This window comes from Vagococcus sp. CY52-2 (genome assembly GCF_022655055.1).
Lineage (GTDB): Bacteria > Bacillota > Bacilli > Lactobacillales > Vagococcaceae > Vagococcus.
The window spans coordinates 1,871,404-1,886,365 of sequence record NZ_CP093384.1 but is presented as its reverse complement, the minus strand read 5'-3'; the positions used below and the strand labels follow the sequence as shown (position 1 = coordinate 1,886,365).

12 protein-coding genes are annotated in these 14,962 nt (G+C 33.1%); 11 read left to right on the top strand and 1 reads right to left on the bottom strand.

The genetic code is table 11. The annotated features are described in order from the left end of the window. Position 1 precedes the first annotated feature (1 nt). A complete protein-coding gene (locus MN187_RS09075; RefSeq protein ID WP_242093887.1) occupies positions 2-727 on the bottom strand; it encodes a hypothetical protein in 726 nt (241 codons plus the stop codon). Positions 728-898: 171 nt separating this feature from the next. On the opposite strand from MN187_RS09075, the gene MN187_RS09070 reads away from it, so the two are divergent. From MN187_RS09070 to argS, 11 genes are all read left to right on the top strand, one after another. After that, positions 899-1,621, top strand: coding sequence for a GntR family transcriptional regulator (locus tag MN187_RS09070; protein WP_242093886.1), 723 nt, complete (start codon positions 899-901; stop codon positions 1,619-1,621). 19 nt (positions 1,622-1,640) lie between these two features. Beyond that, positions 1,641-2,801: an SIS domain-containing protein gene (locus MN187_RS09065; RefSeq protein WP_242093883.1), complete on the top strand. Its 1,161-nt coding sequence runs from the start codon at positions 1,641-1,643 to the stop codon at positions 2,799-2,801. 21 nt (positions 2,802-2,822) lie between these two features. Continuing rightward, positions 2,823-3,815, top strand: coding sequence for a tagatose-bisphosphate aldolase (lacD, locus tag MN187_RS09060; protein WP_242093881.1), 993 nt, complete (start codon positions 2,823-2,825; stop codon positions 3,813-3,815). A gap of 1,092 nt (positions 3,816-4,907) precedes the next feature. Further along, positions 4,908-6,419 carry a phosphohexomutase domain-containing protein gene (locus tag MN187_RS09055; protein ID WP_242093879.1) on the top strand — a complete coding sequence of 504 codons (1,512 nt, stop codon included), beginning with the start codon at positions 4,908-4,910 and terminating at the stop codon, positions 6,417-6,419. Positions 6,420-6,573: 154 nt separating this feature from the next. Beyond that, complete coding sequence (locus tag MN187_RS09050) at positions 6,574-7,053, top strand: arginine repressor (protein ID WP_117973639.1); 480 nt, start codon at positions 6,574-6,576, stop codon at positions 7,051-7,053. Between the two features lie 411 nt (positions 7,054-7,464). Continuing rightward, positions 7,465-8,691: an arginine deiminase gene (gene arcA, locus MN187_RS09045; protein ID WP_117973637.1), complete on the top strand. Its 1,227-nt coding sequence runs from the start codon at positions 7,465-7,467 to the stop codon at positions 8,689-8,691. Between the two features lie 28 nt (positions 8,692-8,719). Beyond that, on the top strand, positions 8,720-9,742 hold the full coding sequence (argF, locus tag MN187_RS09040) for an ornithine carbamoyltransferase (protein ID WP_117973635.1): 1,023 nt from the start codon (positions 8,720-8,722) through the stop codon (positions 9,740-9,742). Between the two features lie 76 nt (positions 9,743-9,818). Beyond that, entirely contained in the window at positions 9,819-10,754 is a 936-nt protein-coding gene (gene arcC, locus MN187_RS09035; protein WP_117973633.1) for a carbamate kinase, read from the top strand. Between the two features lie 20 nt (positions 10,755-10,774). Then, positions 10,775-11,467: a Crp/Fnr family transcriptional regulator gene (locus MN187_RS09030; RefSeq protein ID WP_117973631.1), complete on the top strand. Its 693-nt coding sequence runs from the start codon at positions 10,775-10,777 to the stop codon at positions 11,465-11,467. Between the two features lie 57 nt (positions 11,468-11,524). Further along, positions 11,525-12,985, top strand: a complete 1,461-nt coding sequence (locus MN187_RS09025) for a YfcC family protein (protein ID WP_117973629.1) — start codon at positions 11,525-11,527, stop codon at positions 12,983-12,985. 218 nt (positions 12,986-13,203) lie between these two features. Next, entirely contained in the window at positions 13,204-14,898 is a 1,695-nt protein-coding gene (argS, locus tag MN187_RS09020) for an arginine--tRNA ligase (protein ID WP_117973627.1), read from the top strand. Positions 14,899-14,962 lie beyond the last annotated feature (64 nt).

Sequence of the window (14,962 nt, the reverse complement as noted above, 5' to 3'; positions counted from 1 at the left end):
TTTAGTGGGAACAGATTTTGATATCACCCATGTTTTCTCCACCTAAAATAGCGACAGAAGTAATTAAAATCCAATAGCCGTTTTGCTCATTAAACAGAGTTGAAAGGTAAGCTGAATAGAAAATGATAGAAGAAAATTGCAATGCTTTTAATATAATATCAGGGTCTTTATAGATCATAATATAATACTTGTCTTGTACACTCAGTTTATTATTAGTTTTTAATTGTTGGTTTAATGGTAATTTTAATAATAACGAAATAATGATACCAGAAATAATAGCTCCTAAAATACCGTATAATAAATAATGACTTGTTTGTAATACATTATGAGTATTCTGTAAGTTAGTTCCTGTAGCAAATAACATTAAAATAAAAAAGTAATCAGGTTTTGGAACATTAAATAATTTCGTTGTAATGAAACAGATAAAAGAGATATTGCTTATTAAGAAGGGAATCATTTCCGTTTTATAACTAGATAGTATGCCTAGTGTAAATGCTAAGTACAAGCTAACACCGTGTCCTAATATATAAATAAAATTTTGTTTAACCAACGTATATTGGAAATACAAATAAGAGAAGGCCCCTATAATGCCAATTGTCGCAATCAAAGTATTATCTAATACGATAGCAAATAAAAGTGTGATAAACATGGCCAATCCAGCTCTTAAAAGACGGAGAAAGGAATCATTTGTTTTTCTTGTGGTAAATAGATGTTTAAAGTACGTCATTAAAACACTCCTTTTCATGGTTATATTATAGCAGAATAACCAGTTTTATCCCCTATTTAGAGTAAATAAGTCTGTTTTAAATCCATGTCACCCTTGACATTTAATAACAAATAATTGATAATATAAGTGGTTACTACCAGTTGGTATTGAAAGTGGTATTAGGAGGAGAATATGAAAAATAAGAAGCAACCATTATATGGTCAACTAGTTGATGAATTAAAAGAATCTATTGAAAAAGAACATCAAGCGCATGATTTATTACCATCAGAAAGAGAGTTAGCAGAGATTCACGGTGTTAGTCGAACAACCGTTAGATTAGCTTTACAAGAATTGGAAAATTTAGGGTTTATCTATAAAAAACATGGCAAAGGAACGTTTGTTTCTGGTGTATCAGATAGCATTTTAAACCTAACAGGAGCCTACAGTTTTACAGAACAAATGAAGTCTTTAGGAAAAGAACCCTCAACAAAAATTTTAGAATTTTTAGTTGTTGAAAGTAATAACTATTTAAGTGAACAACTGGGAGTACATAAGGGAAGTCAGTTAATTAAAATTAAACGATTAAGATTAGCCGATGGGGAGCCAATGATGTTAGAAAGAACGTATTTACCATACAAACGTTTTGAAGGGTTAACAAGTGAGATGTTGGAAGAAAAGCCAATGTATGATGTGTTTTATGACACATATAATCAACGAATAAAATACGCAGAAGAAGAATTTTATGCCAGCATTGTGAGTGACAAAGATGCCGAATACATTGAAGTCCCAATAGGTTCAGCTGCCTTAAACTTAGTCAGAAAAACAGTGAATCAAGAAAATGAAATCATTGAATACACATTAAGTGTGGCAAGAGCCGATCAATTTAGATACAAAGTATTACACCATAAAAATTAAATGAGAAGGAGTGCTTTACATGTTAGATTGGACTAAACAACAGTTAGAAGAGATAGGTGCAGTGATTACAACAAATGAAATTAAGCAACAACCAGAATTATGGAATGAAACACTTGAAATTTTTAATTCTCATAAAGAAAGTTTAGAGGCTTTTTTAGAAGGGTTTAAAAAAGAAACAACTGAAAAAATTCGTGTGATTTTTACGGGAGCAGGAACGTCTGCATACGTGGGAGATCTTGTTAAACCCCATTTAACACGTTATGGGAATACATCTGATTTTATTTTTGAAGCTATCCCAACAACTGATATCGTGTCAGCGCCTTTAAATTATTTTAAAGAAGATTCTCCAACGTTACTTGTGTCTTTTGCAAGAAGTGGGAATAGTCCTGAAAGTGTCGCGACGATAGATTTAGCCAATCAAGTTGTAAAAAATGTGAAGCATTTGATTATTAGTTGTGCTCCTGAGGGAAAACTTGCAGTTAATGCTAAAGATGATAAAAATTCTTTTGTTATGTTAATGCCAACTCGTTCGAATGATCAAGGGTTTGCTATGACAGGAAGTTTTTCTTGTATGACCTTGGCTGCTTTATTAATCTTTGATTTGGTTCACACTGATCACGAAACGATTGTATCGACGATAGTAAATATGGGAGAACAAGTAGTCACGATGGAAGATACGCTGTCTAATATTGTAGCGCAAGATTTCAATCGAGTTGTTTATTTAGGATCTGAGAGTCTATCAGGCTTAACAAGAGAAGCTCAGTTGAAATTACTAGAATTAACAGCAGGAAAAATCGCAACAGTATTTGATTCTTCATTAGGATTTAGACATGGCCCTAAATCATTTGTGGATGATAAAACAGTAGTATTTGGGTTCATTAGCAATGACACATACACTAGTCAGTATGATGTGGATATTTTGGAAGAAATTAATGGAAACGCTATAGCAGTCGAAACAATTGCTTTATCACAAAATAAAACACAATATAGCGGAAAAAATATATCACTCACAAATGATTATCAATTGGCAGACGGATTTTTAGCGTTGCCTTTAGTGATGATTGCACAAATCATTGCCTTATTAACATCAGTGAAAGTTAAGAATAAACCAGACACACCATCACCCACAGGAACAGTTAATCGCGTTGTTCAAGGTGTTACGATTCATCCATTTAACTAATACGAAAGAGGGATTATTATCATGAAAAAAATCAGTGAAAACAAATTAGCGCGTATGACTCATTTATCGACAAAAGACGGCATCATCGCGGCTCTTGCTATTGACCAACGTGGGGCATTGAAACGTATGTTGTCAGAACAAGGATTTAATGGAGATGTTAAATCGGCGATTGTCGAGTTTAAAGAACTTATTTCTGAATATTTAACCCCTTACTCCTCTTCGATTTTATTAGATCCAGAATACGGTTTGCCTGCTTCAAAAGTAAAAGTAGATGATGCAGGATTGTTATTAGCTTATGAAAAAACAGGATATGATGCGACTGAACCAGGACGTTTCCCTGATTTATTACCTGAATGGTCAGCGCTACGATTGAAAGAAGCTGGAGCTGATGCGGTGAAATTCTTGCTTTATTATGATGTGGATGAGTCTGATGAGATTAATGAGCGTAAACAAGCATTTGTGGAACGTATCGGGTCAGAATGCGTGGCTGAAGATATGCCGTTTTATCTTGAATTATTAACTTATGATGCTCTAATAGATGATGCAAAAGGAAAAGATTACGCAAAAGTTAAACCGCATAAAGTCAATGAGATGATGAAAGAATTCTCACAAGATCGTTATCAAGTGGATGTATTAAAAGTAGAAGTGCCAGTGAACATGAATTATGTGGAAGGATTCGCTAAAGAGGCAACTGATGTAGTATATACAAAAGAAGAAGCGTTAAACTATTTCAAAGAACAAAGTGACAGCACACACTTGCCGTTTATCTTTTTAAGTGCAGGCGTGAGTGCGAAATTATTCCAAGACACGTTGTATTTTGCAAAAGAGTCAGAGTCAACATTTAATGGGGTGCTGTGTGGACGTGCAACATGGAAAGATAGTGTCGAAGTATTTGTCAAAGAAGGAAGAAAAGCCGCTGTTGAGTGGTTAAACACACAAGGTAAACAAAATATGGATGAGCTAAATGAGACTCTAAATGCGACAGCTTCATCTTGGCATAATAAATTATCATAGTGGGTGAAAAAATGATTGTATCAGTTACGATGAACCCATCAGTCGACATTTCGTATCCACTAAGTACATTGATACTTGACGATGTCAATCGTTGTGATCAGGTAAAAAAACAGCGGGTGGTAAAGGATTAAAGGTGACACGAGTGATTCATCAAATGGAAGAAGAAGTTATTAATACTGGACTGTTAGGTGGTGTGTGAGGTGATTTTATTCGAGAGAAACTCTCCAAGGAAGGGATTAAGCATGATTTTTCCAATATACAAGGTGACACACGAAATTGTATTGCAATATGGCATGATAACCATAAACAAACAGAAATGTTGGATTTTGGTCCGATTATCACTGAATAAGACCTTGTCGCGTTTGAAACCATTTTTTAAACTTAACTAAGACATGTTGTGACATTATCAGGAAGCTTACCAAAAGGTGTGTCAGAATATTACTATTCACAATTGTTGGATGCTATTATCTGACAGTCAAATAAAAGTAATCTTAGACACATCAGGAGATAGTATTTAACAAGGAAATATAAACCTCATGCCATCAAATCTCATAATGATGAATTACAGGCTTTAATTGGAGAAAAAGTAACAGAAGATTATGCCAATGTACCAGGTTAAGGCATCCCTTATTTAAGGCTGTGATGTTAATCACTTTGTCACTAGGTAAAAGTGGGGCGTTTGTGAAATACGAAGACTCATTTTACCGAGTTAAAATTCCTAACAAATCCGGCAGGAAGTGGCGATTTAAATTTATCGGGGCTTACGATTGGGTTAGCTAAATAGTTATCCATAGAAGACATTTTAAAGTATGAAATGACTTTATGAATGTTGACTGCAATGGAGGAAACGACAGGTTATGTTGATGAGACCCAATTTAATCAAGTTTATGATAATATTTTTATCGATAAATAATAATAAAGACGATAAGGTTTGTTAAAACAAAATTTATTGTCTTTTTAAACGTTTATGAAAATAAAGTAAAAAGGAAAAGTTAGGTGTTTTTTTGATATAATGTTTGTATGACACATAACTATATAAATCATAGATATAGTGTTAAGGTGAAATAAGTATCTAACTAGGAGGATGTCTATATGACAGAGTTAAAACGATTACAAAATGGTTCTGATATTCGAGGTATAGCAATTTCTGCTGAGGGGTTTGAAGCTAATTTAGAAGCAAAGCAAGCAAAACAAATTGCTAAAGGAATAGTTGTTTGGTTAAGAACAGAGAAAAAAGTGACACATTCACCTATTAGGATTGCTATCGGACAAGATAGCCGTTTGTCTGGAGACTTGATAAAAGAGGGACTGATTCAGTCGTTATTAACAGAAGATGTTCATGTGATAGATACAGGATTATCAACAACTCCAGCTATGTTTATGGCTACGCAATTTGACTCATTCAATGCAGACGCTGGTATCATGATCACAGCAAGTCACTTGCCTTTTTATTATAATGGAATTAAATTATTTACCAAAGATGGTGGAGCAGAGCATGAAGATATCGCGTTCATTTTAGAACATGCTCTCGCACATATGGAAGACAATGAGATAAAAGGAACACTTGAAAAACGAGAAGTGATATCAACGTATGCAAATGATTTAGTAGAGAAAATACAAAAAGAAACTGGAAGCAAAGAGCCGCTTAAAGGATTTCGCATTGTCTTAGATGCTGGAAATGGGGCGGGAGGTTTTTTTGCTGAAAAAGTATTAGAAGTATTAGGAGCAGACACAACAGGTAGTCAATTTTTAAATCCTGATGGTCATTTTCCTAATCATATCCCAAATCCAGATAACAAAGAAGCTATGGAGAGTATTAAACAAGCTGTTTTAAATCAACAAGCTGATTTAGGTGTGATTTTTGATACGGATGTTGATAGAGCAGCTGTAGTGGACAAAACAGGTGAAGTGATTAATCGTAATAATTTGATTGCCGTGTTATCACACATTGTGTTAGAAGAATCTCCTGGGGCAACGATTGTAACGAATTCCCCAACATCTAGTCATTTAAAAGATTTTATTGAAAGTTTAGATGGAAAACAAGTGCGTTACTTATGTGGGTATCGTAATGTTATTAATAAAGGCATTGGATTAAACAACCAGGGAATCGATGTACCACTATCTATTGAAACAAGTGGTCATGCTGCGTTTAAAGAAAATTATTTCTTAGATGATGGTGCTTATGTGGTGGCTAAAATTCTGATGTTATTGCCAAAATTAAAAGAAAACAATCAAGAATTGAGTGACCTGATTGCCAACTTAAAACAACCTGAAGAAACAACTGAAATTCGATTTAAAATTAGCGGTGAAGATTACCGAATATCAGGAGAATCGGTTATTGCTGCGATGCATGATTTGGTGTCAGAAACGCAAGGTTTTAGTATTGATATGGATAATGAAGAAGGAATTCGCGTCAATGTGAGTGGAAAATTTGGTCTAGGATGGTTTTTATTACGTATGAGTTTACATGAACCATTATTAGTTCTTCAAGTTGAAAATGATGAAGTTGGAAAAAATCAATTAGTATTAGAAAAATTGTCTTCATTCTTCTCACAATATGATTTTTTAAATACAGATAAATTAACAAATAAATTGAAGGTATAGGCTTAATTGAAAATAACCTTTAAATAAAGATTGATGACTTAAATTTTATCTAGTAAGATTAGTATTGTAACTGGGTTAAGTTATCTTAGTATGAGATTTTTATAAAAATATTTGAACTGTTATTTGGAAAAACTAATCATCAAGGAGGATAAAGGTGAATAAGCAAACACGTCAAGCCGTTTTAAAAAAAATTATCTCCGAACATAACATAGAAAAACAATCAGATTTAATTAATTTATTGAAACAACACGATGTAAATGCTACGCAATCAACGATATCTAGAGATATGAGAGAGTTAAATATAATAAAAAGTCATAATACCAATGGCAGTTCTTACTATCGTCTGCTAAACAACTCGGTTCTGACTTCTAAGAAATTAACCAATGAGGAACGTTTGATTAGCGCCGTTTCTGAAACAGGTGTCTCGCTAAATCAGATTGAATTTACAAATGTCTTAACAGTTTTACCTGGTAATGGACAACTAATTGGTGTGCTGATCGATAGTGTTAGACAATCATTTGATGAAATTGTGGGATGTATTGCAGGAGATGATACGATCTTGATTTTATCGAAGTCCCCAGAAGATGCAGCAGTTGTAAATGAATATTTTGAACGCTTCCTTTTTCCAGCATAGTATTTTTAATAATTAAGCGTCAATTGATAAAAGATTCACATATTTTTTAAAATAAGCTGATGTTATGTTACTTTTAAATAATATCGGCTTATTTATTTTACTATAACTATATTAACGACATATATATAGATTAACAATTTATGTAAATGTATTAATGAAAAAAGTGTTGTATAAAATCAAAAAAACAAGCGCTTACATTTTTTGATATTTTTTATGAATAAAAAAAATAAATATGGGTAAATATTTATCTATAATGGGAAGTTAGTGGTGTTTAATAGGTTTTTGTGTATTTTATATCCAGTGATTGACATAATGATGCATACTTCGCATTTATAATTCTAACTTCAATATTGTTCAAAAATAAACTATTTGTTAATCTATGAATGTAAACAACGTAAGGAGGTTTTTGACATGGAAAGTCCAATCAAAGTTTTTTCAGAAATCGGTAAATTGAAAACGGTTTTGGTGCATCGACCAGGTGGAGAATTAGAAAATTTAATGCCTGATTATTTAGAAAGGTTATTATTTGATGATATTCCTTATTTGGAACAAGCACAAAAAGAACATGATGCATTTACTGACTTGTTAAGATCCAAAGACGTGGAGGTAGTTTATTTAGAAGATTTAGCGGCGGAGGCGTTGATTAATGATGAAGTTAAAATGAAATTTGTTGATCAATACCTAGAAGAAGCAGACATTAAGAGCACAACTGCTAAAGAAAAAGCAAAAGAAATTCTATTATCATTACCAACTAATCGCGATTTAATTGACAAAGCAATGGCAGGTATGCAAAAAGTTGAGTTGCCAGATTTTGAAATGAATAACTTAACAGACATGGTTGAATCATCTTATCCATTTGTTATTGATCCAATGCCTAACTTGTATTTCACTCGTGATCCATTTGCTACTATTGGTAACGGAGTATCAATTAACCATATGTATGCAGAAACACGGAATCGCGAAACAATATTCGCTCAGTATATATTTGATTATCATCCAAGATTTGCAGGAAAAAATGTTCCTCGAGTATACAATAGAACAGAAACAACTCGTATCGAGGGTGGAGATGAATTAGTTTTAAGTAAAGATGTGTTAGCGATAGGTATTTCTCAAAGAACAGATGCAGCGTCTATCCAAAAAATGGCAAAAAATATTTTTGATGAAAATATTGGATTCAAACATATTTTAGCGTTTAATATCGGTGAGTATCGTAAATTTATGCATTTAGATACAGTGTTTACAATGGTTGATTATGATAAATTTTCAATTCACCCAGAAATTGAGGGGGAATTGACAGTTTACTCTATTTCACAAGATGATAATGGTGAAATGCAAATAGTTAAAGAAGAAGATACATTAGAAAATATTTTATGTAAATATTTAGGATTAGGGAAAGTACATTTAATCCGTTGTGGTGGCGGTAACTTAACTGCTGCTGCTAGAGAACAGTGGAATGATGGTTCGAACACATTAGCTATCGCACCAGGTGAAGTAGTTGTTTATGATAGAAACCTAATTACAAATAAATTATTAGAAGAAGCAGGCGTTAAGTTGAATTATGTACCAGGAAGTGAATTAGTCCGTGGTCGTGGTGGCCCAAGATGTATGAGCATGCCATTAGAAAGAGAAGAAATTTAAAAAAATTAAATTAAAGGGGAGAACTAAAATGACATCATCAGTATTTCAAGGACGTAGCTTATTAGCTGAAAAGGACTTTACGAAAGCAGAATTAGAATATCTAATTGACTTTGGAATTCATTTAAAAGATTTGAAAAAACGTAATATCCCTCATCATTACTTAGAAGGAAAAAATATTGCATTATTATTTGAAAAAACTTCAACAAGAACTAGATCGGCGTTTACAACAGCTGCAATTGATTTAGGGGCTCATCCTGAGTATTTAGGAAAAAATGATATTCAATTAGGTAAAAAAGAATCAGTTGAAGATACGGCAATTGTTTTAGGAAGCATGTTCGATGGAATCGAATTTCGTGGTTTTAGCCAAGAAGTAGTAGAAGGACTAGCTAAATATTCTGGTGTCCCAGTATGGAACGGTTTAACAGATGAATGGCATCCTACACAAATGATCGCAGATTTTATGACAATAAAAGAAAATTTCGGTCGTTTAGAAGGTATAACATTAGTATATGTTGGAGACGGACGTAACAACATGGCAAACAGTTTATTAGTAACTGGAGCTATCTTAGGTGTTAACGTAAGAATCTGTGCACCAGAATCATTATTCCCAGCTGATGATGTGGTAAACTATGCAACGAAATTTGCTGAAAAATCAGGAAGTCAATTAATGATTACTGATGACGTAGATAAAGCAGTAAAAGATGCGAATGTTTTATACACAGACGTATGGGTATCTATGGGTGAAGAAGATAAGTTTGAAGAACGTGTTAACTTATTAACTCCATACCAAATTAATATGGATATGGTAAATAAAACAGGTAATACAGATGGTGAATTAATTGTTCTTCATTGTTTACCAGCATTCCATGACACAGAAACTGAATATGGACAGATGGTTGCAGAAAAATTTGGAATCTCTGAGATGGAGATTACTGACGAAGTATTCAGAAGTAAATATGGACGTCAATTTGAAGAAGCAGAAAATAGAATGCATTCAATTAAAGCTATTATGGCTGCTACTCTAGGTAATCTATTCATACCACGAGTATAAAAAACGTTTAAGCAGCATGTTTTACATGCTGCTTTTTTTAAAAGTAAATTTAATTGATGGAGAGGAGTTTTTCTTTATGGAACAAAAAATCGTTGTAGCTTTAGGAGGCAATGCGATTCTATCCGATGATGCTAGTGCACAAGCACAACAACAAGCATTGATTCAAACATCAAAATACCTAGTAGCTTTAGTTAAGCAAGGTTTTAAATTAATTATCTCACATGGTAATGGTCCACAAGTAGGAAATCTGTTATTACAACAACAAGCAGCAGATTCACCAAGTAATCCTGCATTACCACTTGATACATGTGTGGCAATGACTCAAGGAAGTATTGGATATTGGTTGTCAAATGCTATGGCAAATGAATTAAGAGATGCAAATATTCAAAAAGATGTGGCAGCATTATTAACTCAAGTTGTTGTAGATGAAAATGATCCAGCATTTAAAAACCCAACAAAACCAATTGGCCCCTTCTTAACAGAAGAACAAGCAAAAGAAGAAGAGGAAAAAACTGGTTCAGTATTCAAAGAAGATGCTGGTAGAGGTTGGCGTAAAGTGGTTGCTAGTCCGAAACCTATTGATATTTGTGAAGCAGACTCAATCAACACTTTAGTAAATAATGATGTTATCACAATTTCTTGTGGTGGTGGAGGAATTCCAGTTGTTGGAAGCAACTTAAAAGGAGTTGAAGCAGTTATCGATAAAGATTTTGCATCAGAAAAATTAGCACATCTTGTCGAAGCTGACATGTTTGTTATTTTGACAGGTGTCGATAATGTTTATATTAACTATGGTAAAGAAAATGAAGAAAAATTAACGAATGTCACTGTTGCTGATTTAGAAAAATACAAATTAGAAGGTCATTTTGCACCGGGTAGTATGTTACCAAAAATTGAAGCGGCTATTCAATTTGCAAAAAATAATCCAGGTAAACAAGCAGTGATTACCTCATTAGAATGCTTAGGCGAGTTTAATGGATCAAATTCTGTCGGAACAATCGTTACACTATAATATTTGTAAAGGTTGGTTAGATGAGTGTAGAAAAAGAAATTAGTACGCAATATAGAGAATTTCAATACTTATCAGCACAAGATATAACGAAATTAAATGATGTCTGTTTAGTTCGCCATTATAAAAAAGGACAAGTTTTATTTTATCCAGGCGATGAACGTAATCATGTTTTCTTCTTAAAATCAGGTGTTATACGGTTAGAAAAAATAGATAACACAGATTCTTTTTCTTGTTTAGATTTTGTGAAGCCTAAAACCATAATCCCTAAGATTGGTTTATTTAGTGATGCAAAATATTTTTTGTCCTGTGTCGCCTATTCAGATATTGATATTGTCTTGATTCCAACTAAAACTTATGAAGAGATTATTGGGAAAAATAGTTCGCAACTTATCCAATTAGTAAATGATCAATCAGAAATTATGAAACTTCAAATAATTAAGGTACAAAAAAGTAACATGAGTAATTCGTATTACAGAGTAGTTACTACACTGGCTATTATTTTTAAAAATTTAGGTGAGGTTCAGTACCCTATAAAAATAGTGACTGTTCCTTATCCTATTACAATTAGTGATATAGCAAAGTCAAGTGGAACGACCAGAGAAACAGCCAGTGGTGTCATTAAACAATTGATAAAAGAAAAAAAAATAAAATATAACAGAAAGTATTTTAGTTTCTTAGATATTGATTTCTTCAAAAAGATTCTAACCGATTAATAATAATTTATGGAGAGGAGAGGTATAACAACGACAAGCTGTTATACATAAAAAGACATGGCTGAGACAAAACAGAAAAAGCAAAAAAAACAACTAACTTCATTTAGTATTTTGTTTATTATTATCATTGTATTAGGTATTATCACAAAGTTATTAAATGGCCAAACATTTACGCCACAAATGATTGATGGCGGAAAAGAAATGATTGATCATGTTGTTGGGGCAACAGTGTCAGATGTTGTCATGGCACCATTTAATGGATTTAAAGAAGCAATTGACATTTGCGTGTTTATTTTAGTATTGGGTGGTTTTTTAAATATTGTAACATCAACAGGGGCTCTTGAAGCCGGAATTCAAAATGTTGTAAAAAAATTAAAAGGTAATGAAATCGTTATTATTGTTATTTTGATGATATTATTCTCAATCGGTGGATCAACTTATGGTATGAGTGAAGAAACGATTCCATTTTATGCTTTGCTTGGAGCAACGATGGTTGCTTCGGGGTTTGACTCCATTGTGACAGTAGGAACGATTCTTTTAGGATCTGGCTCAGGAGTAATTGGATCAACTGTCAACCCATTCTCAACCGGTACAGCGATGGATGCGTTAAAAGGGATAGGCATTCAACCGAATGTCGGTGTTATCCTAGGCGTGGGTACTGTTTTGTGGATTACAACTACTGCGTTTTCTATCTATATTGTGACTGGTTATGCGAAAAAAGTAAAAGCAGATAAAGGTTCTTCCATTTTATCTCTTCAAGAACGAGAAGAAATGGAAGAAACTTATGGTCAAAAAGGAACTACTGAATTAGAATTTACCAAAAAACATAAAACTGTTTTGATGTTATTTGCTGTAACGTTTGTTGTCATGATTGTATCATTAATTCCTTGGCAAGACTTTGGTATTAAGATTTTTGATGGTTGGACAGCGGTTCTTACAGGTAATAGTTTTGGTGAATGGTACTTTGGTGATTTGGCAATGTGGTTCTTTATTATGGCAGTCATCATTGCTGTTGTTAATAAAATTCCAGAAAAAGATATTGTTAACGAATTTGTTGCAGGGTGTGCAGACATGTTATCTGTTGTATTAATCATCGTTGTTGCTCGTGGAGCGTCAGTATTGATGTCTACTACCCACCTAGATTTATTAATTTTAGACCGTGCGGCAAATATGTTAAAAGATTTATCTCCAGTATTATTTGTCATTGGGGCATTTGTATTGTACTTATTCTTGTCATTCCTTATTCCATCTACCTCAGGATTAGCGTATGTATCAATTCCAGTTATGGGAGCGTTAGCTAAAGAAGTTGGATTAAGCCCAGATGTTATGGTAATGATTTTTGCTTCAGGGTGTGGGTTGGTTAACTTAATCACACCAACATCAGGTGTTGTTATGGGAGGATTGGAAATCTCTAAAGTTAATTATGCAACTTGGGTGAAATTTATAACAAAACCATTGATAATTATGACGATTATAAATCTAATTATTTTAATTGGGGCAATGCTTATTTTTAGTTAGATTTTTATGATAATTCTTGATACAATGAACACAGTAGGAATGATGTTCATTAATAACTATAAATGATAATAAAATAAGTTTTAGTCAATCGAATCGTAGACTGTTTTTAAGGATACTATATTGAATAAAAAACTTGATTTATGAATATTTATGACGTCTCCTATTAAGATATTAACTTAATAGGAGACGTTTTTTTATTAAAACGAGGGGGTTTATTTATGGATTTTAAAGAAATGATTGCTAAAGATTTAGCAGCAGTACTAGGTGAGCAATTGAGTTATGAGGAAATCTTAAACCTAATTGAAAAACCTAAAATGAGTAGCCATGGGGATTATTCTTTCCCAGTGTTTTCTTTATCTAAAATTCAAAGGAAAGCACCAAATGTCATTGCAGAAGAATTATCAAAAGAAATTGACACAAAAAATTACGAACAAATTACTCCAATGGGAGGGTATATCAACTTCTTCCTTAAAAAATCAGAAGTGAGTAACGCAGTGTTAAATGAAGTAGTATCTGAAAAAAATCATTATGGTGATTCAACTTTGGGTCAAGAGAAAAATGTTGTCATTGATATGTCTTCACCAAATATTGCGAAACCAATGTCAATGGGGCATTTACGTTCAACAGTTATTGGAAATTCATTAGCCGAATTAGCTGACAAAGTGGGTTATACACCTGTTAAAATCAATCACGTTGGTGACTGGGGAACACAATTTGGTAAATTAATTGTGGCTTATAAAAAATGGGGAGACGAAGCAAAAGTCAAAGAAAACCCAATTAGTGAGTTACTTGCTTTATATGTTCATTTCCATGAAGAAGCCGAAAAATACCCTGAACTTGATGACCAAGCACGTGAATGGTTTAAAAAGCTAGAAGATGGTGATACTGAAGCTATCGAATTATGGACATGGTTCCGTGAAGAATCACTAAAAGAATTCCAAAAAGTATATGATATGTTAGGGATTGAGTTTGATTCATATAATGGTGAAGCCTTCTACAATGATAAAATGCAACCAGTTATAGATAGGTTACTTGAGAAAGAATTATTAGTTTCTGATGATGGTGCAGATATTGTAAATCTTGAAAAATATGACTTGAATCCAGCGTTGATTAGAAAATCAGACGGCGCAACACTTTATATTACACGTGATTTAGCGGCAGCTATGTATCGTAAAGAAAATTATGATTTCGACGAATCAATTTATGTTGTAGGAAACGAGCAATCTATTCATTTTAAACAATTAAAAGCTGTGCTAAAAGAGATGGGTTACGAGTGGTCAGATGACATTAAACATATTCCATTTGGCTTGATTACATCAAATGGTAAAAAGTTATCGACACGTAAAGGAAATGTTATTCTGTTGGAAGAAGTGTTGAATGAAGCCATTAATGCAACACAAAACATTATCAATGAAAAGAATCCAACATTAGAAAACAAAGAAGAAGTAGCACATCAAGTGGGTGTTGGGGCAGTTGTGTTCCATGACCTTAAAAATGATCGTCTAAATAATTTTGACTTCAACCTAGACCATATTATCCAGTTTGAGGGAGAAACAGGACCATACGTCCAGTATACTCGTTCAAGATGTGAAAGTATTTTAAGAAAAGCCGACTGGATCGCTCCAACTAGTGAGGCAAATTACTCACTATCAGATGATGAATCATGGGAAGTTGTGAAAGCTTTATATAATTTCCCAAATAAAGTACAAGAAGCTTATCGTAAATATGAGCCTTCTGTAGTGGCTAAATACGTGATCGATTTAGCTCAAAAATTTAATAAGTATTATTCAAAAACAAAAATCTTAGAAGATAACAGTCAAAAAGATGCACGCCTTGCTTTAGTCTATTCAGTATCCGTTGTACTTAAAGAAGGATTGCGTTTACTTGGTATTCAATCACCAGATAACATGTAATAAAAAAGAAGAGGGAAACCTCTTCTTTTTTATGGATTTTTTTGACGGTTTTTGATTGATTTTG

Excerpts from the sequence above, each read along its gene's own strand:
- MN187_RS09075 (WP_242093887.1), bottom strand. The coding sequence starts at position 727 with ATGACGTACTTTAAACATCTATTTACCACAAGAAAAACAAATGATTCC.
- MN187_RS09070 (WP_242093886.1), top strand. The coding sequence starts at position 899 with ATGAAAAATAAGAAGCAACCATTATATGGTCAACTAGTTGATGAATTA.
- MN187_RS09065 (WP_242093883.1), top strand. The coding sequence starts at position 1,641 with ATGTTAGATTGGACTAAACAACAGTTAGAAGAGATAGGTGCAGTGATT.
- lacD (WP_242093881.1), top strand. The coding sequence starts at position 2,823 with ATGAAAAAAATCAGTGAAAACAAATTAGCGCGTATGACTCATTTATCG.
- MN187_RS09055 (WP_242093879.1), top strand. The coding sequence starts at position 4,908 with ATGACAGAGTTAAAACGATTACAAAATGGTTCTGATATTCGAGGTATA.
- arcA (WP_117973637.1), top strand. The coding sequence starts at position 7,465 with ATGGAAAGTCCAATCAAAGTTTTTTCAGAAATCGGTAAATTGAAAACG.
- argF (WP_117973635.1), top strand. The coding sequence starts at position 8,720 with ATGACATCATCAGTATTTCAAGGACGTAGCTTATTAGCTGAAAAGGAC.
- arcC (WP_117973633.1), top strand. The coding sequence starts at position 9,819 with ATGGAACAAAAAATCGTTGTAGCTTTAGGAGGCAATGCGATTCTATCC.
- MN187_RS09030 (WP_117973631.1), top strand. The coding sequence starts at position 10,775 with ATGAGTGTAGAAAAAGAAATTAGTACGCAATATAGAGAATTTCAATAC.
- MN187_RS09025 (WP_117973629.1), top strand. The coding sequence starts at position 11,525 with ATGGCTGAGACAAAACAGAAAAAGCAAAAAAAACAACTAACTTCATTT.
- argS (WP_117973627.1), top strand. The coding sequence starts at position 13,204 with ATGGATTTTAAAGAAATGATTGCTAAAGATTTAGCAGCAGTACTAGGT.